Here is a 21,294-nt window from a genome sequence, read left to right as displayed (position 1 = left end):
AATGCCAAGGGCCTCCTAGAGGGCGGCATCGATCTGTTCGTGGCCTGCGGGATCCTCGCCATGGAACGTGGTGAGCCCACCATTGGCGAAATCTACCGCCTCGCCTCCTCAGGCGGTGACAAGTCCAAGCAATATGCGGGCTATGCAGAGGAAGTGCGCAGCGCACCTGCAAAGCTGATCTTCGAGCGGCTGGCCTCGACCAATGACCGCACACTGACTTCCTATCTCTCGCTTCTGATGACGTCGGGGCTCAGCGCCTGGGACAACCCGACCATCGACCGTGCGACATCTGTGTCGGATTTCGACTTCGCAAGCTTCCGGCGCAATCCGCAGACAGTTTATCTGGTCGTTTCACCGGACAATATCAAACCGCTGGCCCCGCTGATCAGGCTCTTCTTTTCGGATATGATCGCTTGTCTGCAGGACCATGAGCCGGGTGAGGAAGAACCCTGGCCCGTGATGATCCTGCTCGATGAATTTGATCGCCTTGGCAAAATGCCGATCGTCGCCGAGAGCATCAAGACCCTGCGTTCCTATGGGGGCCATCTGGCAATCATCACCCAGACCATCCCAGCCCTCGACGAAATCTATGGCGAGAACACCCGCCTCTCTCTTCAAGGAGGTGCCGGGGTCAAGCTTTACATGACCCCATCCGAGAAGCGCACGGTCACCGAGGTCAGTGAATCCGCGGGCATGACCACCAAGCGTGTGGTGTCGAAATCCCGCTCCATGGGGCGGGGCATGTTCGACACCAATGTCAGCGAGCGGACCGAGGAACGCCCGCTGCTGACCGAGGATGAGGCCGCGCGGCTCGATCTTGATGACATCATCCTCGTGATCGACGGTCAGCACCCGGCGCGCGCCAAGAGGATCAAATACTATGAGGACACGAAGCTGCGCCATTTCTTCGAGGGGCAGACAGGGGATTATCCCTTGCCGCTGGGGGGCAAGCTGAATGCGCAGGATGCGTCTGAGATCGATGACCGGGTGGTGGCCATCGTCCAGCGGCAGACCGAAGGTATCATCGCCGTGCAGAGGGTTGGAGCGGGCAGTGTCTCCACACCCCCGCCCGTCACAGCGCTCAGCCCAAGGCCACGCCGTGTGAGCAGGCTATTGATGGCGGCCCAGGTCATCGACCTCTCCGCCTTCGATCCCTCCAAGGCACCACAGCCGATCTTTGATCGCGCGAAGACCACCACACGGCTTCTCAAGGTGCGACGCGGTCGCAGTAGCAACATCCTGGCAAAGGCAAACCTCATCGCGCCAACACCCGAGAATTGCAATGCTGTTGAACGCATCGCGGATATTCTGGAGGGTGGTGCAGGCAGTGCAGCCGCTTGAGACGCAGTGCTCGGCCAATGCCTGTTGGTCTGCCTTTGCCTTGGAAGTAGGCACCGCACCCAACGCTGAGCGCGGCAAGCCGACGGTGAAGCTGCAGCATGGCATCTGCAGCATTTTGCTAAAGCTGCCAGTTGTCATGTCGGCCTGGATAGGCAGCAGTATGCAAGGGGCGAAGCTTGCAAAGTCAGGAAGCGAAGGTGTCGGTTTTTGGCTTTGCTAAGACCCTGCGCTACGTTTGCGCATTGCAGAATAAACGCCCCAGATCAGCAGACAGAGTGTAATGAACAAAACGCTCGCACTAATTGGGCGCTGAAGGAATGTCATCGGATCGCCCCGACCAAGCAGCATGGCACGACGGAAATGCTCCTCCATCAAGGGGCCAAGAACGAAGCCCAGTATCATGGGCGCAGCAGGAAAGGATAGGTAGCGCAACACATAGCCCAAAATGCCGAAGAATGCGACCAGAAGCACATCGAAGCCGCTGTTATTGACGCTGTAGGTGCCGATGCAGACGAACATCAGGACAGCAGGAAACAGCCATTGATAGGGAACGGTCAGCAGGCGGACCCAAAGTCCGATCAGCGGGATATTCAGAACCAGAAGAAGCAGGTTTCCAATCCAGAAACTCATGACCAAGCCCCAGAACAACGCCGGTTGCTCTGACATCAGCTGCGGCCCCGGTGCGATGCCGTGGATCATCAGGGCCCCCAGCATCAGGGCCATTGTGGCGGATCCGGGTATACCAAGGGCAAGCGTCGGAATGAAGGCAGTCTGGTCAGCCGCATTGTTGGCTGATTCCGGCCCCATGATCCCTTCAATTGCACCCTTCCCGAACCGTTCGGGTTCCTTGGCGACCCTCCGTTCCAGGGCGTAGGACATAAACGCGGCAATCGAAGGCCCCGTCCCGGGCAAGGTTCCGAAAAACGATCCAACGGCAGAGCCGCGCAGCATTGGAAACCATGAACGGCGCATGTCATCCCGCGTAGGCTTCATCGCCTTGAAGCGCACCGCGTCCGGGTCCACCCCTTTCGCGCTGATCTTGCCGACACTTGCGATCACCTCGGATATTCCGAACAGCCCAAGCGCAAGGGCAACCAGTGCAATACCATCTGCAAGTTCAACAAGCCCGAATGTAAAGCGCCGCGCACCGGAATATATATCAGACCCCACCAGACCGAACAGAACCCCCAGACACACCATGATCAACCCTTTGATCATCGCCCCGTTGGACATGCCTGATGCCGCAATCAGGCCCAGCAGCATAAGCGCGAAATACTCGGTGGAGGAAAACTGCAACGCCATCTGGCTGATTGTGCCGGAAAACCCCATCAGCAGGATGATCCCGACAGAACCGCCAAAGAAGGACGCAAAGGTCGTCATCAGCAACGCAACACCTGCACGGCCTTGCTGTGCCATTGGGTATCCATCCAGCGCGGTGATGGCGCTTGATGGGGTGCCCGGCACGTTTAGAAGGATTGACGCCGTGCTGCCGCCATAGGTGGTGCCATACCAAATGCCCGCCAGCATGATAAGTGCCGCTGTCGGTTCAAGCTGGAAGGTAAGCGGAAACAGCATCGAGATTGCAGCCAGAACGCCAATGCCGGGGATGACACCCAGAAGCGTGCCCATGAACACGCCGACGAAACACCACATCAGGTTGTTCAACGACAGCGCGGTTTCCAGGCCCAGCAAGATGTTGTCAAAAAAGGTCATGACCAGTTCCATGCAATCAGGGAGAAGGACAGGCCAAGGCCAAACTTGAATATGACCGTGGCAAGCACGACCAGAATAAGCGCCAGCACCGCGATACCAAGCGGCTTGTTTCGTGCATCTGACAGCGCGGAAATACTTACCACCGCGATTACCGCAGGGATCAAACCCATTGGACGCAACAACACTGCAAAAGCGACCACGCCAGCCACGGTCAGGCCGACTGTGCGCAATTCAAACTGGACCGGGGGCCAGTCATGGCTGGCATTCGCTTGCAAGCTGCGCCAGCTATTGAGCGCAAGCACCATCCCAAGCAGCGACAGGACCGCGCCCAATCCGGCAGGGAACATGCCCGGACCCATGCGGCGCAAGGTTCCCATCGGATAATTTCCATAGGCATAGATGACGATGATACTGCCAACTGCGCAAATCAGCAGTCCTGCAACTATGTCAGCGCGCGCGTTCTGGATCATCTCTCCCCCTCCCGATTGGAAACGACATGCGGGCCGTGGCATGTCAGCCACAGCCCGCATTCTGCCACTTACGCTCTAGCGCAAGCCTGCGGCATCAACAACGTTGGCCCAGGCGGCGACTTCGTCAGCCAGAAAGGCGCGGAACTCCTCTGCGGTGCCGCCAAGGACAACACTACCCTGTGCCTCAAGCGCTGCACGCAATTCGGGTTCTGCAAGGGCGTCATTCACTGCCTGATTCAATGCCGCGACTGCATCTTCGGGCATACCGGCCGGACCCACGACTGCCTTCCAGTCTTCGGCCAGATACCCGTCAAACCCAAGCGAGGCGACAGTCGGAACATCCGGCACCAGCGGGTGAGGTTGGGCCGAAGTTACGGCCAGCAGACGCACATTTCCAGCCTCCACATGCTGCATGACGCTGGGCAGCGACCCGACATAGATATCAACCACGCCGCCCATCACATCAGAAATTGCCTGCGCAATACCCGTATAGGGCACATGTTCAAACACCAGATCGTCCTGCGCCATCAGGCGTTCAATCGACATGTGGGACACGGTTCCGGTGCCGGGCGTGCCATAAAGGACGGATCCGGGTTCTGCGCGCACAGCCTCCAGCACCGCCGCAAAATCCGCAAACGGGCTGTCATTATGGGTGATAATCCCCATGGGCTGGGTGTTGACCAGGGCGATGGGGGTAAAGTCCGCCAGCGGATCGTATTGCACCTCGGGGTTCAATGCCGGATTGACGGCCAGATTCGATGTCTGCCCCATCCCGATAGTCTGCCCGTCACCATCCGCACGGGACAACTGGTCCATCCCGATTGTCCCGCCAGCGCCGGGCTGGTTCAGAATGACAAAATTCCAGCCGGTACTGCGCGCAATCTGGTCATTCAGCTGCCGCGCAAGCACATCGGTGCCACCGCCTGGCGGATAGGGCACAATATAGTCAATGTTTCCGCTGGGATAGGATTGTGCAAAAGCACTTCCCCCCAAGGCAATGAATGCAGCGCCTGCCAGCGCGAAAAGTTTGGTTTTCATGGTTTCTCTCCTCCTTAAGTAATCGATAGGGTCTTGCTCAGGCAGCGGGAAGCGCGCAGCCAAGGCGGCGCAATGTCTCGTCTATCCAGCTGCGGTCGTTTGTTCGCGCGGTGATTTGCGCCATGAGTTTGGCCTCGGCCATCTGCTTGGCCTCCGTTTTTTCCAGAACTTCAGAAGCAACCTCAAAGGGCACGGCCAGAACCCCGTCCCCATCGCCGATGACCAGATCACCGGGCTCGATGACCATGCCATCCAATGCAATGGGTACGTTGATTTCGCCGGGGCCGTCCTTGTAGGGACCGCGATGTGTAACGCCCGCAGCCCAAAGCGGCAGGTTCGCTTCAGCAATAGCATCTGCATCGCGGATCGCGCCATGAATGACAAAACCTGCGACGCCGCGGTTGATTGCGTGGGCCAACATCAATTCGCCCATCAGCGAATTGGTCAGATCGCCCCCCCCGTCGACGACGATCACATCGCCGGGCCCAGCCATGTCGATGGCCTTGTGCAGCATTAGGTTGTCACCCGGTCGCGCCTTGACCGTGATGGCCGGCCCGGCCATTGCGCCGCTGCGATGCATCCGCATCAGGCGCGGCCCTGCCCCTGTCATGCGGTGCATAGCATCGCTGACATTTGCTACGGGTAGTGCCGCGAAGCGGGCGATCAGATCAGTGGAAACCGCGCGTTCACGGTTGAGGATACGAAAACCGATGGACATGTTATTCTCCTGTCGCCGGAGCCAGTTGGGCCAGCAAGTGCCGGTTCATGATGCGATGCGCGGGAATTTCGCGCCCTTCAAGCATGTCGATGATCCCGCTCACGGCTTCTGTGCCGACGCGGGCATTGGCCTCATCGGTGACACCACCGATATGCGGCGTGACCAGAACGCGGGGATCGGACAGGAAAGGATGGTTCGCGGGCGGGGGTTCCACCGCAAATGTATCCAATCCCGCCCCCGCAAGATGACCTGACCGGATTGCTTCCAACAACGCATCTTCGTCGATCAGCCCGCCGCGTGCGGTATTGATAACGTAGGATCGCGCGGGCATCTGGGCGATGTTCGCGGCATTTACAACCGCGCGCGTAGCGTCGTTCAAGGGGCAATGCAGACTCAGGATATCCGAGTTGCGCAACAGTTCGGCCAAGGTCTTGCAGCGGTCAATATCGATGCGTGCAAATGCGTCATCGGGTGCAAAAGGGTCAAAGGCGTGCAGCTTCAGGCCAAGCCCGCATGCCATTCGCGCTGTGGCCTGTGCGATTGCCCCCATCCCCAGCAGGCCCAGCCGCAACCCGGCCAGTTCCCGCCCTGAATACTCCGGTTTTTCCCAACGACCGGCCCGCAAACCCGCATCGAGAGGACCCAGTCGCTTAACAACCCCAAGTATAAGCGCAATCGCGTGTTCGGCCACGGAAATGGCATTCGCACCAGTCGCGGCCAGAACCGGAATACCGCGAGCGGCGGCGGCGTCCAGATCGATATTGTCCACGCCGGCACCATGCTTGGAAATAACCCGCAGGCCGGGCGCGGCATCCATCACGGCTGCATCAATCCGGCCCATCCGCGCGATGATCGCTGCAGCGCCGCTCTCGGCGAGCGCTGCCACCAGTTGGTCGGGGCTGGCATAGGGCGGGGCGTAGTGAAGCGCATATCCCGATGCGGTTGCCAACCTGACAGCGTCGGGGTGCAGGTTCGGTCCAGTAACGAGGATGGATTTCGACATAATGTTCCTTGGCGCAGAGAGCTTGTTGCCCTGCTGTTTCTGAGTCTCATAATTGATTGGGTCGGCCCCTTCTCCCAAGGGGTTGGCATTCTCCTGCCACCTGTCATATCGAATAATATTGCTTTACAAAAACGCCAATTTTGACATATTAAGTTTAGAAAAATTGGATTAATATGGATACGAGACAGCTTCGCACCCTATTGGCCATCGTCCAGCATGGCGGTTTCGCCAAAGCGGCGGAGGTTGTCCATATCACCCCGTCGGCGGTCAGCCAGCAAATCCAAGCCTTGGAGAAGGAACTAAACGTAAGGCTGTTCGAACGCAGCTGCCGCCCCCCGTCGCTGACACCACAGGGCCTGCAAGTGGTCGAAATGGCAACGAATATTCTGCGTATGGTCACGGAAACACGCACAGATCTGTCAGGCAATCAGGTGAATGGCACGCTTTTTCTTGGGTCGGTGCGCACCAGTGCGTTGGGGGTCCTGCCGCGCGCGATCATGAAAATGCGCACGAAATATCCACAACTCAAGATTAATCTTCGTGTGGGCAATTCCTCCAGCTTGATCGCTGAAGTTGCCGCCGGGCGACTGGATGCAGCTGTTGTCGCGGAAAATATGAGTATCCCGCAACTGATCCGCTGGAGTCCCTTCCTGCGCGAACCCCTTTGGGTAGTAGCCCCAAAGGACCTGGCGTCTGATGATCCTGTCGCAATGCTCAAAACTCTGCCCTTTGTCCGCTTTCAAAGCCCGGTGCCGTTGGCAGGGCTCATCGACACCGAACTGGCCCGATTGCAGATCGCAACGCAGGATATCGCGGAAATGGATTCGATCGCATCCATCATCAATTGCGTGGCAGAAGGGATGGGCATTTCCATTGTTCCGGACATAGCGCTGCGCGAACCAGAAGCTGAAAACCTTATCTACCGTCCCTTTGGCCAGCCGCAGGTTTATCGCCAGATCGGCCTGATCGAGCGGATTAATTCCGGCCGGGCTGCGGTTATCAACCATTTCCATGGGATCCTGGCCGAGATATGCGGCGAACATGGGGTTGTGCGCGACGCGACAAGCGAAGGTTATCTTTAAAAGGTGACGCCGCAAGCTATCATCGATTTTGTTTGCCTTGATTTGCCGATCGTCACGCATATGTGGCATCCAGCTTTGCGGTTCGCAAATCGGCTAGTTGCGTGCCTTCGCTGCGATGTGTCTGAGCAACCGCATCGGCTAACCCAGATCAACCGGGCGCCAGTCCGCAAAGGGCCGACGACGTATATGTAGATGCTGTCTTTACCTTCGCAACGGGCGGACAACCGACTGTGACCTTGCAGCAATGCATCCGCAGCATCTTGCGAAAGCGGCCAGTCGCCCTGACGCGCTTGAGCGGCAGTACTGCGCAGATATGCGCGCCGATATCGTCGCAGCGCCCCGTCACGAAATCGCGTCAGTTTCCGCTATGGATTGCGGCCCCTCGGCCTGCGCCTCGCCCGAGCCATTGGGTATGGACACTCTCGGCCAGCCCTGCGCCAGTCTTGTGCCAACTCAGGTCAGTGGGGCCGCAACTGAACTGGGACAAGCGCTGGCTAAGCAGGATGACAGTGCGCAAACGTTGCATTGGCTGGTCGAGCATGGCCTGTGGCAAGCCGATGCAATGCAGATCATCGCTTTTCAGGCAGGTGTACCGTAGGCGTGTTACTGGACTTCCCAGCGCACCGATTAATGGAGGTCACGGCAAAGTAAGCACCCGCCTCCATGCACGCCCCCTCTGTTTGAAGGGGGAAGTGCCGCGCGGATGTCAGTATCCTTTGCAATGACGTTATTTGCAGAGGGCCATGACCGATGATCGATCCTGTATTTCGAACCAGCCTTGGGACACTCGCCCTTGTGCTTGGCATGAGCATAAGCGCCGCCGCGCAGGACCAGTCTGAGCGGTATGAACAGCTGAAAGCCGACGCCGCGCGCGGCGATGCAGATGCCATGTATGAGCTGGGCGAGATGTATTATCTGGGCATGCAGGCGCAGCGCGGCGGGCCCGAGCGCGATACCGAGCGCGGGGTGGAACTGTTCCGTCCCCTGGCCGAGGCCGGGCATGTGCGGGCGCAGTGGCGGTTGGGATGGGCTTATGAAATGGGCAGCGGGGTCGAGCGCGATGCAGAAACCGCTTATCGTCTGTATACGGAAGCGGCTGCGCAGGGGTTCATCCATGCCAAGCAGACGCTGGGCAAGCTGTATATTGATGGGCGCGGCACTGAGTCCGATTACGACCGCGCATATGCGCTGCTGCGCGAAGCGGCCGAGGCCGATGTCGTGCGCGCCATGACCGATCTGGCGCGGCTGTATCAGGACCCTGCGCGCGGCCCCGTGCATGACCCGGCCCGCGCCGTGCACTGGTTCCGCATGTCGGCAGAGCAAAACCAGCCTACTGGTGTGCAGGGATTGTCCGAGGCTTATCTGAACGGCATCGGGGTCGAACGTGACCCGGTCGCGGCGCTGCGCGCCTATGTCGAGTATGAGGAACGTACCGGACGCGAGCAGACCACTGCGCTTCTGCGCATCCTGTCGCAACTGAGCGATGAGGAGCGTGCCATGGTAGAAAAGGTCGCAGAGGCCGAAAACTGGCTTGCCGATGACTGACGGGCACATGCCGTTCTGATAACTTGCCCATATGCACCAGAAATCGCGCCGGCCCCTCTGTTTGAAGGGAGAAACGTCAGTCTTGTGCGATTAGACTTTCGTGCAAGATTCACGAAACGAAGGAACTACAGGATGTTCAGAAGCAAGATCGCATTCGTCATGGTCTTCCGGCTGGTGATGTCAGCACAGAAGAAGTGGCGGAAGATCTCTGGGCCAAACCGTCTGCCCGAGGTCATTCAGGATGTCGAGTTCAGAGACGGGATCAAGCAACCTCAAGCTGTCGTCTGATGACGGCCTTCACCAACTTTTGAGCGTATCTCAAGAAAGTGAATATGATGACAAATCGTATGTTAGCGTGGCTTCTGACCGTAATCGTTTGTCCAGCAGAGGCCGCGCAGGCGCAGGACAAGCAGCACATGGGAAACCTGATCGCCGAGCTTGACGGCGAGGTTGCCGAACTCGAGATCTTCCACGGCCCCATCATGGGCTTTATCCGATCCATGGCCAGCTACCGTACGGGTTTTGGCGGCGATGGCGGTCTGATCAGCATTGAGGCATTGCCGCTTCAGGCACCGGTCGGGGTTCACCCGCTGCAGGGCATGGCTGTCCTTCGACTGGAGTTTAGTGCCCCTGCGCCGCTTGATGCCAGCAGCCCAGCAGACGAAATCATTATGAATTATGTGCGCGACTGGTCAGCTGGCGAGGAAGAGCCGGATTTGGTGTTCCAGAGCACGGATGACGTGATACTGGAACTCGAAAGGTTGGATTTCACGGAAGGGGCGGCCTCGGTTGCCGGGATGGTTGCTGGAACGCTCTGCCCCCATGACATCAACAGCGAGGAAACGGATGTCGTCTCTGCCGAGTGTTTCGAGGCAAGCTTCCAGTTTGATACCGCGCTTGCACCCTTCGCCCCTGCGGTCCCTGTCGAGACCCCGCCCGAGGCTGGCGCCACGGCTGACGTCGCGGCTGCCGATGACAGCCCGGTGACGATGAATGTCTTGGGTCGCGTGACAGCAACTCTCGATGGCGAACCGCACGAATGGCTGACCATCGCAGGCGAGATCCAAGGCGGGCAGGGCGCCAGCGCCAACTGGCAACGCACCGAAATCTCGATCCCAACCTTTGCCGACTCCTTTGGCGCCATTGCTGATCAGCTGTCGCCAGAGGAGCGCGCCCAGCTTGAAGCGCTGGACGAGATGTTCGGGGGCGAGAATAACCCCATGGCGGAGATGATGGGGCAAATCACCGGCCAACCGATGGGTGGACAGGAGCATATCAACCTGACCATCAGCGGCCACGATCCGGCTAGCCCCAATATCCTGACCGAACAGGTTCTGGCGATCGATGTATACCTGACCAGTATGGATGTTCCGATAGGGACACCGATTCCAGCCGAGGTAAACTATTTCGTCGAGGCCTCGGGCAGCTTCATTCCGCAGCTCTTCTATGTCTCCAGTGACGGCGGCTCGGAGGCGAGCGTGACTTTCGAGCGGCTTGACCTCGAACCCGGTGGCGGCCATGCGACGGGCAGCTTCAGCGCCACATTGTGCCGGATGGAGGGCGCACGGCTCATGGACGGCCCCGACCTTTCGGATTGCATGACCGCCGAGGGCAGGTTCGACACCGCACTCGTGGAAGAAGACCCTATCAGTTTCTGAAGGGAGGGGCCGATGCCGCCGCGCAGCCTGCAAGCTATCCTTTTCGCGGCATGTATCGGGGCCATGGCCGCGACGGCGCCTGCACTCTCGCAAGAGACGATCGAGATACCACGCCAGCAGATTGAGGCTCTGCCAGACCTGCCTGTGCCGGAATTCGACATCGACCTGTCGACGCCCGAGGGGCTTTTCCGCTCGATGGAGGAAATCGCCCGCACCGACTGGACCGGCACCTTGCCCGAAGCAGTGACCGAAGCGATCCTCGGCGCATCGCCCATCGAGGCACATGCGCCGGTGGTCTGGGAGATGCAGGCCACCGGCGCCTGGAACGAGACCCTGCAGGGCGCAGGTATACTCAATGTTTTCGACCATGTTGCACTGCGCTCAAGCGGGCGTCAGTTTCTCGCGCTTCTCGACTCGGATGCCCGCGACTGGCCCTTGCAGGTTTTCGTCATGGTGCCGAACGACGGGCCAGGCGTCACGTGGCATCAATTCGCAGGCGCGGGCACAGGCAGTTCAACCGGCGGCACTGGGGTGGGCGCAGTTGCGAACCATATGTTCGATGCCGAGCAGATCATCGGCTTTGCAACACCTCAGGGCATGCGCAGCCCGAGCTTCACGGAACTGGAGGATGCCTATTACTACACGCAGGTCGAGGGCGGCCATGTGCGTCTTGACGAACGGGGCAATGCCTACCGGCTGAGTTTCGCCGCGAATGTGGTCGAGTATCACAGCGACGACCGCGAACCGACAGGCCGGCGGGCGCGCATCTCTGGCTGGATCTGCGAGGCCGCCGCCTGGGAAACCGACCCGGACAGCTGCCTTTACGAGCCGCTCGAGGTATTTGCCTCGACACCGGCGCATGATCGGGAGAACGTCAACTATCGGGAGCCAGCCGTTGAGGTCACTTTCAGTGATCCGGTCGAACCTGTCTCGCTGACCGAAGGCTTTTCGCTTTCCACGCGCGATGCGTCGGGCGAGCGGTTGACGGTTGATGGCGCCTGGATGCAGGCGGGCGCGCAGGACTATGCCTTCGTGCCCGATTTCCCCCTGCGCTCGGGCACGATCTATGAGGCGCGCATCACCGGCGGCGAAGACGGGGTGCGCGCCATCGACAGCGGCGAGGTGCTGGAGGAAGATTACTGGTGGCGCTTCTCGACGATGATCAACCTCGACGAACAGGCGCCCGCCGACGACCCCGCCTTTGACATGCGGGTCTTTCAGACCGTCCGGGACGCGCCGCTGGTGATGGACAAGCCCACGCTGACGCGGGTTTATGTAGACTGGCTGCCGCATGATGACATTCACCCGGCATGGCAACCTGAAAGCTACCCGATGGACATCGCGCTGGCGCCGCTTCATCCGCGGCTGGTGGGGCAGGGGGGCACGCCGCCCGGTGCCGAGGGCGAGTTGCGCATCTACCGTTCGTCCGGCTTTGGCGACCAGGACCGGCGACACGCCCGCAATACGATCAACTTCTTCGGCTGGGAGCCGGAATGGAACGGCTTCACCTCGGAACTGGAGCTTGTCGCCAGCCCATACGACCCCTTTCCGCAACCCCTGCCCGAAACGCTAGTGGAGGAGGTGCGCGAGGTCGAGAACTGGCCGGTCTGGCCCGATGATCTCGTGTTTCGCTATGGCGTGATCGAGGTCAATGAATGGGAGGACGGCCCACCAACCGAAATGCGGCAGGTCATTAACAGCGTCATTGCAGATGCCGAAGAGCTTGCGACGGCGATTATGCCGGTGCGCGCAGCGCGCGGTATGCGGCTGGGGTTGCGGATCGGACCCGAGCAACTTGGCACATCGGGCAACTACCTGAACCAGCTTGAACATCTCATGCGAAATGAACTGCCCCATGCCCTGGGGTCGGACAATGAGGTCGTGATGCTGTTTGCGCCCATGTCCTTTGCCGGGCCGGGGCTGGCATTCAGCGCGCTCTCGCGGGTCAGCGACCTGGACCGGCGCATGGCCCTTCTCAGCCCGGAAGATCATGTCTGCTATTTCGGGGATGAGTATGTGATGGCCTTCGTTCACGAGGTGCTTCACACCTATGGGATGTGGCACAATCCCGCTGAATCCGACGAGATCGACCTGGTGCAGGAATGCCTGCGCATCAACAGCGCGACAGGACATGTCGATCAGACGATCGAGGGGTTTCGTATCGATGCCTCGGGGCTCGACGGGTGGAACAAATCGGCGCAGGAAGGCAACGAGGAAAGCCACGACACGCTTGTTTCGGTGATGTGGCCCTATCTGACCTCGGCCCGACAGGTGTGGATATCCGAATGGGAGTACGAAGCACTTCAGCAGAGCTTCGGGACCCGCTGGGAACGTTTCGGCAGCCGCGATCTTCCGGTTTCCGGGATTCGTTTCGCTGACCTTCCCGGCCAGCCAGCGATACTGACCGACGCGCGCGCGCCAAGGCCCGAATATCTGACAGTGCTCGGGGTGGTCGCGCTCGACGGCAGCGCGCTGGAGATCGACGCGATTACCTTGCGACCACCGCCGCAGGTGACGTCGCGCGGACCACTTACAGCGGAACTTCTGGACGTGCAGGGACGCGTGGTATCGCAGGCACGGTTCGGCGGAGAGCTCGATCACCATGACCACGATCATGCCCATACTCACGCTCACACTGCGGAGGTCGTGCAACATCACCACCATGACGATGAAGCGCGCTGGCCGCTCTTCTCGGTCGCGCTCGAGGCCGACCCGCAGGCGCGACGGCTTGTGATCCGGCGAGGGGATACCGTGCTGGCCGAACGCGCGGCACCAGGCGTGCCGCCCAGGCTTGAGGTTCTGCACGACGCACCGGCGCTGGAGTTAGGCGAAGCGCCGGTCACGCTTAGCTGGGAAGCCGATGGCGCGGGACAGTTGCGTCATACTGTCCGCTACAGCCCCACCGGCGGGCCGCCCTGGGATGTGCTGGCACTGCGCCAGAACGAGCAGGCGCTAACCATTGCGCCTGAAGATTTGCGTGCCGGGCCAGCCCCGACGCTGCGCATCGTCAGTGATGACGGGTTTCACCACGCAGCGCGCGATCTTCCCTTGCGCCTGAACCGTGCTCCGGTGCCACGCCTACTGGCCGGTGCCGCCGGCGGTTCGCTTACGCTGGAGTTCGACACGCTGATCGATCCAGCAGCCCTGAGCGAGGCAGTGCAACTGCACGATTCAGAGGGCGTCAAAATTCCGTTCAAGCTGCATCAGGGCCGGAGGCAACATCTGGCAAGCCTGCTGCCCGACGCACATGCACAGGCCGGCGCCCCATACAGCGTGCGCCTGGGCGCCGGATTAGCGGATATCTTCGGAAATACCCTTCAGGAGGAGGTGGTCCTGCTGATCGAACCCGCCCCGCAAACCGGCCTGCAACACGGGCTCCAGGCCGACCCACCGGCAAGCCTGTTCGACTTGTTCGCGCAATGACCTCGTCGGGTTCTGTCGCAAATTTTCAGATTGGTTAAGAGGGGGCTTACGCTGGACATAATTATGCTGCGAGCTGGGCGAACTGCTGGAATGCGGTCATGCCATTGTTGTCGAATTGGCCTTTGCGGATCATGTGCGCGGCCTCGATGCCCTCAAGGGTTGCGGACGCTGAATGAAAGGCTTTGAAGCCAAGCATTCGCCTCGTGATGCGCTTAATGCACCGCTGGTCCTGCTCGAGGATATTATTCAGGTATTTGACCTGCAGGATTTTGATAGTCTGCCCTGTTCCAGTGACCTTCAGGATCACATTTACCGCCTCCAGCCCCGCCAGATTGGCGCCACTTTTGTCGATAACAATGCGGTCGGGGATACCGTTGGTGCCAATCGCACGCCGGAAGAAGCGTCGCGCTGCCGACTTGTCACGGCGCTCTGACAGCATGAAATCAAGGGTTTGGCCGTCCCGATCCACCGCGCGGTAGTGATACATCCACTTGCCCTTAACCTTGATGTACGTCTCATCCATCCGCCATGAGATGGCCGTCGGACGCTTTTTCGCCTGAGCTTTAGCCGCAATCGATAGGGAGTACTTGACCACCCAACGGTTCAAGGTTGCGTGGTCAACGTCAACACCTCGCTCTTCCATTATCTCTTCAAGATCACGATAGGAAACAGGGTAACGCAGGTAGAAAAACACCGCAAACAAGACCACCGATTTCGGGTAGTGCGCGCCCTTGAAGTCAACCATCGTCACCGTCCAATCATCCTTGCGAAGTCACTTTTTACTGCGCTGCATCCTGACAAGCTACACGCATGACCATGATATTTGCGACAGAAGCAAACCCCGTACCCACAATCGGCGGGCCGATCACCTCAGGCGCGCCGCTGATGGTCGGAGGCGCATTTGATCAGGTCGAGACGCAAGAGCTGTTCGGTGCCACCAGCCCTGGTATGCCGCTGGCAAGCCGCGCGGATGTGCTGGTCTTTGAGACGCCGCCCCTTGAGCATGCCATAACGATTGCTGGCGATGTCTCTGTCCGGTTGTTCATCAGTTCAGACCGCCCGACCACTGACATTACGGCAAAGCTGGTGGATGTGTATCCCCCGACGCCGGATTATCCTCATGGCTATGCCATGAACCTATCAGACGGAATTTTGCGCACCTGCTATCGCGACGGGTTCGAGCAACAGCGCGCCCTATCTGACGGGGAAGTTGTCGAAATAACCGTGCGCCTGTACCCCATCGCAAACCGGTTCGAGATCGGTCATCGGATCAGGCTTGAAATATCATCCTCGAACTTTCCGCGTTTCGATGTCAATCCGAACCACGAGGTCGGACATGATCTCAGCGCGGTGAAGTGCCGAGCGCTGAACATGCTTTACTTTGGATCAGACCATCCCTCTAGCTTGCAATTCAGCTTGCTACCGACGGATCAGTAAGCCGTTCGCTTGACATAAATCTCCGGAAGATAACGCAACTTGCGTTCGTGGACGGCAGGGCAACTGTCCGTTTTCGCACGATGCCGCGGATGCAGTGCCGCGCCTATAAAGTCGGCTCTCGATGCACGTCGACGATACCGCAGATGCGAACTAGGATTGCGCACGTTCAGCGGATGTCCGAAAGGTCCGCACTGCCCCTCAACCGCTCCAAATGCTGCGTGATTCACGAATGGACGGTTCGGTGATGCCGCAATGCAGCTTCCAATCATACCACGAGTGTCCGCTGTGGGCCGATCACGTAGGTCCTATCGTCGCCTCTGCAAGGGGCGTATTCTGTTGAAAAACTCTGCAGGGCCTGAATCATCCTGAAAAATCGGAAATTTGTTCCCGTACGATGCTGCTCAGAAAACGCCGTTTCCATAAACGCCCTTGCCAGGGATGGTTTCCTGGCAAAACGACCATCCTGCGCGATGGTGAGTTTTTCAACAGCATCGGCGGACTCCGGTCATTCGCTGCACCTGCGAGAATACGTGATCCGAATCCCCCATCATCGCTGATGTCACCCGTGATCAGCACCCCGTCCAGCGGACCGATGGCGGGCATTTGCGTAAGGATGCGGTCTACTGCCGCGCGCAAAATCCCACCAGTGTCCAGCACGCCCGAACACAGTGGCCGGGCGCCACTACATGCAGATCGGTAAGTTGCAGAAAATGCGCCATGGCTTACTTGATCCCCGCGCGCAAGAATGCCTGTACAAACTGGTGCTGGAACAGCAAAAACGCGATCAGCAACGGAGCAATCGACATGATGGTTGCTTCCGAAATGACCGAAATATTCACGCCGCTCTCGGGCGCACCAAACAGTGACAACTCGACGGTCAGCGGGCGTGTGGTTTCGGAATTGGTGACGATAAGCGACCATAGAAAGTTGTTCCAATGCGTTGACACCGAGACAAGCGCATATGCCAGATATGTCGGTTTGGCCGACGGGACATAGACGCGCCACAAGACACCGAACCAGCTGCACCCTTCAATGCGCGCGGCTTCGTCCAGTTCCTTGGGCACACTTTTGAACGCCTGCCGCATCAGGAAAATACCGAAAGCACTGGCCCCATAGGACGTGCCGATCCCAAAAACGGTATCAAACATTCCCAACCTCGACACCATGGCGTAATTCTCAACGATCAGCACCTCTGGCAGGATGAAAAGCTGCATCAGCACAATGATGAAAAGCACATCACGTCCCGGAAACTGGAACTGTGCAAACGCGTAGCCTGCCAGCGTGGTCACCACCAACCGCCCCGCCGGCACCACAGTCACCAGCAGAAAAGTGTTCAGGAAATACCGCAACCATGGGGCACCGTTCTAGGCCGTGCGGAAATTGTCGAGCGTCAATGCGCCGACAAGGTTAAAATTTACCGCATCCGACGTGGAATGGAACGCCGCCCATACTGCAAACAGAAGCGGCGCAATCCACACGGTGGCAAGCGTCCATGCCCCGAACGTGTCCAGGGCTAGTGTCAGGCGGGGCCGGAAGCGACGCTTGGGGGACATGACATATAGCGGGGCCTAGTCGAATTTGAGGACCGCGCTCATTGGTAATGTGTCCTGCGGTCCAGAATGATGAACTTGAACGCGGCCGTAACCCCCAGAACCGCAAGCACCATCACGGTCAGCGCCGCGGCCTGCGGCCTGTCAAAATAGGAAAACGCCAGTTCCCAGATGTGATACAGCACCAGTTTCGATGCATCCGACGGCCCGCCCTTCGTCAATATGAACAGGTGGTCAATCAATTTGACGGAATTGATCAGGGCATTGACGGCCACAAAGATGGTTGTAGGCATCAACAGCGGCAGGACAATCCGGCGGGTATAGGTCCAGGGGCTGGCGCCTTCGATATCGGCGGCTTCCTTCAGGTCTGGCGGAATGGTTTGCAGAGCTGCCAGATAGATGATCATGAAGAACCCGGCTTCTTTCCAGATGGTCACGATAATCACCGCCCAAAGCGCGGTTTCCAGACGCCCCAGCCAGTTGACCGACGCGAACCCGAATAGCGCGCCGATCTGGTCCAGCACCCCAAGGCCCGGTGTATAGAAGAACAGCCAGATATTGGTCGAAGCAATCATTGGCAGGATAGTCGGCGTAGCAATGCTGCGATAAACTTGGGGGGTCATTCCTTCAGGTTGTTCAACCGTTCCAACGCATCGAAAAATCCGCGAAGGGACAATGGTACTTCAGTCGCCTGCGCGTTAAATGGCGTCATGCGTATGCGCAGGGCGATACGTTCCCTGACTACCTGCAGGAAATCCGGTATCAGCGACAGAAAGGCATAGCATTCGCTCTGCTGACAGACGCTTGGTGATACGGTAGCGATCATCTCTTGCGATGTGCCGGGATAAAGTTCAAGTCCAGCGTCAAGGTCCAGACCAAGCGGCAGGATCAGCGTAAGGCGTGGTGTATCGTCGGCAAGCAGGTCAACCCGTGCCGATATAAGCCTTTCGGCCTGCCCCTGAGCCCGCACATCCTGAAGCATTGTGCAGATGATCGTGCCGCTTACTTCAGTGCATTGCACTGTCCAGTCTTCGAACTGTTCAGAAAGGCCGGATTCTGCATTCCTGCCCGTTTGTGCGTGAGCGGCACCCAAACCGAGTACACAGGCAACGATCAGAGATGTCCAGTTTCGTGCGTGTCTCAAAACCACCCTCGTTTTTTTGTATGACAGCTTGCGCTATCCGGTTTCTGTCACAGACTTGATTGAGTTTGCAACCTGGATGCAAGCAAAAGGGAAGGGGAGGGACCCGACGCCCCCCCGCATTGCCTGACAGGTTACCAGTTAAAGTTCAGGCCCAACTGACCGCGCACGTTCGTTCCACCGCCGCTGCCAATATTCCGGCTGACAAATACGCCGCCGTTCATATAGCTTTTGTCGTTCAAGGCGATCTGTCCGCCAGCACCGATTTCGGCAAGTGTTCTGGAACCACTAGGCGCATAAGTTGTTGTCTGATTTCCCGCTGTAACATCGATTTTCGGGCTGAAAGAGACATCGTTAATCAGGTTGGCACTTAAGAACACAGAACCGCTCGCGCCTGTTGCGGTCTGGAAGTAATAGTCAACCTCTGCCCCGATGCGCGCACGTACTGAGTCCATGCTGCGGAACGATACCTCTTCGCCAAGTGGCCCGGTGATGTCATTCAACCTGACCGAAGCATAGCTTAGCTGCATCTGCGGGGTGACACGCCAGTTATTGCCCATGTCAATCTCATGCCCAACTTCAAATGAAAGCGACGATGCGCTGCCACGCTGATTTTCATCCAGGAAATCAATGTTATTACGCAGCCACATGTGCCGACCAACGACGTCAACATACGTTCCGCCATGTCCATACCAGGTCAGCGATGCGCCAAGCCCCCTTGCTGTTGACGAGATGCTGTGGCTGCTATTGAAAATAGTGCTCTCAACCCGGCTGTTGCCTCTCTGATATTCGACAAAGGCCCCGAGAACCAGATTTCCACTATCCATACGGATACTGGGCAAATCATACCCGAACTTTATACCATTAATCGACTGGCGTACCTGATCGGCCAAAGCAAAGTCACCAGACCGCGGGCGCAATCGCTCAAACGATGTCGATAACCAGATTACACCATGCTCCGAGCCTGCCTGAGTCATACTGGGCGCATTCGGGTCATTGCTGGAACTTAACGTGACATTGCCGTCCACCGGAGTACCGCCAAGGCGGTTGCCAATACGCTGGCGCAAACTGCCAGTATGGGCAAGATTTGCCATCAGGCGCGGCAGCACTTCATAGGCGGGTGCGGTTGGCAGAGCCGCCGGTGTCGGTGTTGGGCCTGGCCCTGGCGATGCGCCGGCGTCGAAGCGCGTGGCGATTGTTGTCAGATAGCTGTCGAAGTTGTCGAAGCCTGCAATCATGGCAAGGAAATCTTCATCTGCACTAACAGTTCCAACACCTGCCTCGGCCAATTCGATTGTGCCATATACAAAGCCATCCAGTATTTCACGCTCGTCATAATCGGTTTGTTCAACCAGTACATCGTTGAGCAGCAATGAACCTTCGGCCTGTTCAGAGATCACCACCATCAGATAGTTTCTCTCGAAATCAGGTGTTGTCCCATCGCCGGGAATGGAAAAGACATAGGAATTGATCCATTGATCTGTTCCTGGCAGCACCGAGAAAGCCGGGTCACCCAAGCTACGACTGCCAGACTCACCTCGCATGTATTGCCCCAGCTGAACCGGATTGCTGGCGGTGATGTGGGCATTCCCGACATTGTCTATGGTCAGAAACTCGCCCCGATTGATTGTTCCTTGCAACACGCCGTCGATGGATATCTCGGTATTGTCACTTGCGGCGATCACGCGGATCAGGTCGGCATCACTTCCGGCAAGGGGGGTTTGTATCATGCGGAAATCATCTGAAAAATTCTCGACGCCCACATTCTGGCTGATCACATGATCACAGGCCGAGACGCCTTGGGGAATGTTGCCGCATTGCACGCCCCCGAAAACTGCGACAGGGGCAGAGGCGTTGATATAGGTTCCTGTCACATCAAAACCTGTCAGGCCTAGGGTTTCGCCCGCATTCAGGGTGACAGTATGTGCTTCATCGGCGGCAAAGCCGCTGAGAGGGTTCTTAGGCGTGAAGTTGACTTCGGTGTTGTCCTCGACAGCTGTGATGGACAATTGCGAAGACAGATTGGCACCAAGCTGTTCCCAACCCAGAACAAAATATTCGCTACCCAGCGCATTGGTCGACAAAAGCGACGTCATGTCACTGGATGCAGTCGCCAGATTGGTTGCCAATGCGCTGATCGGGCTATTTGCGGTCACGAAAAAGGCGTTATCCTGAACACTGCCATCCAACGGAATGATCGAGTCGGCCAAATCCAGATCTAACTGGAAGGCCCCGCCAGCATCTATGGTGAATGCCTGAGAAAAGCCTGCATTGTTCGTAATAGTCCCTTCTGTGCCCGGCTCTCCGAATATGTTCAGGAAAGTGGTAGAGGAAAAGTCGAAATTCTGGTGGAATGCCGCGATGAGAGTTGTGTCCTGCGCTTGAACCGGTTGCGCCAGACTTGTAGAGAACGCTGCTGCGGCTGTCACAGTCACCAGTCCGGTCCTGGTCCCTGATCTCATTGAACTTCGTTGAAATATAGACATAAAGCCTCTCTATTTGGTGTTTCCCGCGACCCGGCTCACAACCGAAACGATTCCAACCTGCCGCCCTGAGCACAGCATTGAAAACCCCAGGTCGGGGGTGAAAGGTGACAAGGTGCGACAGGTGGACCGCTCGGTCAGCCATCTGTTGCGCGAGCCAAGAAATTGGCACTGTTTTTGGGTCATCCTCTGCGGGTGACACTTTTTGCTAACATATACGCAATGGGCGATCCCCCTCTGTTTGAAGGGGATGTGTTCCTAGAATTGCAGTTGCGCATGCAATCGAAATATTTCGATATGGAATACTGGCTGACAGTTGGTGCTGTCGTGGCAGATGACCTGCCACGGGATTTTTCTTCCGCCGTCGACTAAAGTCCGCCCCAACCTGAGGACGGACAACGAAGCGAACGAGATTCACGGCCGAGCAGATCATCGGCATTTTGGCCAAGCACGTGACAGATGCGAACTGCGCTGACCTGTGCCGCAAACATGGCATGTTGGAAGGCAGCTTCTATAACTGGAAGGCCAAATTGGGCGGCATGACGGTTCCGGTGGCAAAGCGGCTGAAGGCGCTTGTGGATGAGAATTCCAGATCATCCAGGAGACTTACATCGCGCGCATCAGCCAACGCGCGCAGCGTTGGGACAGGGCCTTCTTGCATTCCTCATGATCTCCGCCCTGCGCGCGTAACA

17 protein-coding genes and 4 pseudogenes are annotated in these 21,294 nt (G+C 58.2%); 10 read left to right on the top strand and 11 right to left on the bottom strand.

Translation table 11 applies throughout. The features are described 5' to 3' along the window. The coding region (locus PUT78_RS19495) for a type IV secretory system conjugative DNA transfer family protein (protein WP_274353941.1) at nucleotides 1-1,341 on the top strand (1,341 nt) is incomplete at its 5' end. Nucleotides 1,342-1,557: 216 nt separating this feature from the next. Here PUT78_RS19495 and PUT78_RS19490 read toward each other — a convergent pair. The 5 genes from PUT78_RS19490 to PUT78_RS19470 all read right to left on the bottom strand — a co-directional run bounded on the left by PUT78_RS19490 (nucleotide 1,558) and on the right by PUT78_RS19470 (nucleotide 6,283). After that, the gene (locus tag PUT78_RS19490) at nucleotides 1,558-3,054 is read right to left on the bottom strand and encodes a tripartite tricarboxylate transporter permease (protein WP_274353940.1); all 1,497 of its coding nucleotides are present in this window, start codon (nucleotides 3,052-3,054) and stop codon (nucleotides 1,558-1,560) included. Continuing rightward, the gene (locus tag PUT78_RS19485; RefSeq protein WP_274353939.1) at nucleotides 3,051-3,524 is read right to left on the bottom strand and encodes a tripartite tricarboxylate transporter TctB family protein; all 474 of its coding nucleotides are present in this window, start codon (nucleotides 3,522-3,524) and stop codon (nucleotides 3,051-3,053) included. Before PUT78_RS19485 ends, PUT78_RS19490 begins: the two co-directional genes overlap by 4 nt. Nucleotides 3,525-3,599: 75 nt before the next feature. Continuing rightward, entirely contained in the window at nucleotides 3,600-4,562 is a 963-nt protein-coding gene (locus PUT78_RS19480) for a Bug family tripartite tricarboxylate transporter substrate binding protein (RefSeq protein WP_274353938.1), read from the bottom strand. A gap of 37 nt (nucleotides 4,563-4,599) precedes the next feature. Beyond that, a complete protein-coding gene (locus tag PUT78_RS19475; protein WP_274353937.1) occupies nucleotides 4,600-5,280 on the bottom strand; it encodes an RraA family protein in 681 nt (226 codons plus the stop codon). A gap of 1 nt (nucleotide 5,281) precedes the next feature. Continuing rightward, nucleotides 5,282-6,283, bottom strand: a complete 1,002-nt coding sequence (locus PUT78_RS19470; RefSeq protein WP_274353936.1) for a hydroxyacid dehydrogenase — start codon at nucleotides 6,281-6,283, stop codon at nucleotides 5,282-5,284. A gap of 173 nt (nucleotides 6,284-6,456) precedes the next feature. Here PUT78_RS19470 and PUT78_RS19465 point away from each other — a divergent pair, with 173 nt between their 5' ends. The 6 genes and pseudogenes from PUT78_RS19465 (at nucleotide 6,457) to PUT78_RS19440 (ending at nucleotide 13,991) form a co-directional block, all read left to right on the top strand. After that, entirely contained in the window at nucleotides 6,457-7,365 is a 909-nt protein-coding gene (locus PUT78_RS19465; protein ID WP_274353935.1) for a LysR family transcriptional regulator, read from the top strand. Between the two features lie 244 nt (nucleotides 7,366-7,609). Continuing rightward, nucleotides 7,610-7,963: a hypothetical protein gene (locus PUT78_RS19460; RefSeq protein WP_274353934.1), complete on the top strand. Its 354-nt coding sequence runs from the start codon at nucleotides 7,610-7,612 to the stop codon at nucleotides 7,961-7,963. A gap of 152 nt (nucleotides 7,964-8,115) precedes the next feature. Continuing rightward, nucleotides 8,116-8,910 (top strand): tetratricopeptide repeat protein, encoded by a 795-nt coding sequence (locus PUT78_RS19455; RefSeq protein WP_274353933.1) that lies wholly within the window; start codon nucleotides 8,116-8,118, stop codon nucleotides 8,908-8,910. Nucleotides 8,911-9,060: 150 nt separating this feature from the next. Beyond that, nucleotides 9,061-9,198: pseudogene (locus PUT78_RS19450) on the top strand (IS256 family transposase); the annotation flags it as partial. Nucleotides 9,199-9,242: 44 nt separating this feature from the next. Next, nucleotides 9,243-10,568 carry a hypothetical protein gene (locus PUT78_RS19445; RefSeq protein ID WP_274353932.1) on the top strand — a complete coding sequence of 442 codons (1,326 nt, stop codon included), beginning with the start codon at nucleotides 9,243-9,245 and terminating at the stop codon, nucleotides 10,566-10,568. Between the two features lie 12 nt (nucleotides 10,569-10,580). Then, the gene (locus PUT78_RS19440; protein WP_274353931.1) at nucleotides 10,581-13,991 is read left to right on the top strand and encodes an Ig-like domain-containing protein; all 3,411 of its coding nucleotides are present in this window, start codon (nucleotides 10,581-10,583) and stop codon (nucleotides 13,989-13,991) included. Between the two features lie 61 nt (nucleotides 13,992-14,052). Here PUT78_RS19440 and PUT78_RS19435 read toward each other — a convergent pair whose 3' ends face one another. Next, nucleotides 14,053-14,736, bottom strand: coding sequence for an IS6 family transposase (locus PUT78_RS19435; RefSeq protein WP_274353930.1), 684 nt, complete (start codon nucleotides 14,734-14,736; stop codon nucleotides 14,053-14,055). A gap of 65 nt (nucleotides 14,737-14,801) precedes the next feature. On the opposite strand from PUT78_RS19435, the gene PUT78_RS19430 reads away from it, so the two are divergent. Beyond that, a complete protein-coding gene (locus PUT78_RS19430) occupies nucleotides 14,802-15,428 on the top strand; it encodes a CocE/NonD family hydrolase (protein ID WP_274353929.1) in 627 nt (208 codons plus the stop codon). 360 nt (nucleotides 15,429-15,788) lie between these two features. Here the strand turns inward: PUT78_RS19430 and PUT78_RS19425 are convergent, their stop codons facing one another. From PUT78_RS19425 to PUT78_RS19405, 5 genes and pseudogenes are all read right to left on the bottom strand, one after another. Continuing rightward, nucleotides 15,789-16,085 (bottom strand): metallophosphoesterase family protein, encoded by a 297-nt coding sequence (locus PUT78_RS19425; protein ID WP_274353928.1) that lies wholly within the window; start codon nucleotides 16,083-16,085, stop codon nucleotides 15,789-15,791. Between the two features lie 65 nt (nucleotides 16,086-16,150). After that, nucleotides 16,151-16,981, bottom strand: a pseudogene (locus PUT78_RS19420) (carbohydrate ABC transporter permease). Between the two features lie 38 nt (nucleotides 16,982-17,019). Then, nucleotides 17,020-17,571 (bottom strand): annotated as a pseudogene (locus PUT78_RS19415) (carbohydrate ABC transporter permease); the annotation flags it as partial. Nucleotides 17,572-17,597: 26 nt separating this feature from the next. Beyond that, the gene (locus PUT78_RS19410) at nucleotides 17,598-17,999 is read right to left on the bottom strand and encodes an invasion associated locus B family protein (RefSeq protein WP_274353927.1); all 402 of its coding nucleotides are present in this window, start codon (nucleotides 17,997-17,999) and stop codon (nucleotides 17,598-17,600) included. A gap of 254 nt (nucleotides 18,000-18,253) precedes the next feature. Further along, nucleotides 18,254-20,554 carry an autotransporter outer membrane beta-barrel domain-containing protein gene (locus PUT78_RS19405; protein ID WP_274353926.1) on the bottom strand — a complete coding sequence of 767 codons (2,301 nt, stop codon included), beginning with the start codon at nucleotides 20,552-20,554 and terminating at the stop codon, nucleotides 18,254-18,256. Nucleotides 20,555-20,824: 270 nt separating this feature from the next. On the opposite strand from PUT78_RS19405, the gene PUT78_RS19400 reads away from it, so the two are divergent. Continuing rightward, complete coding sequence (locus tag PUT78_RS19400; protein WP_274353925.1) at nucleotides 20,825-20,974, top strand: hypothetical protein; 150 nt, start codon at nucleotides 20,825-20,827, stop codon at nucleotides 20,972-20,974. Nucleotides 20,975-21,003: 29 nt separating this feature from the next. Further along, a pseudogene (locus PUT78_RS23735) lies at nucleotides 21,004-21,219 on the top strand (transposase); the annotation flags it as partial. Nucleotides 21,220-21,294: the final 75 nt, after the last annotated feature.

Source organism: Roseinatronobacter alkalisoli, assembly GCF_028745735.1.
GTDB classification, from domain to species: Bacteria; Pseudomonadota; Alphaproteobacteria; order Rhodobacterales; family Rhodobacteraceae; genus Roseinatronobacter; species Roseinatronobacter alkalisoli.
Note: the sequence above shows the minus strand (reverse complement) of the source record. Positions and strands in the feature narration are given on the sequence as shown.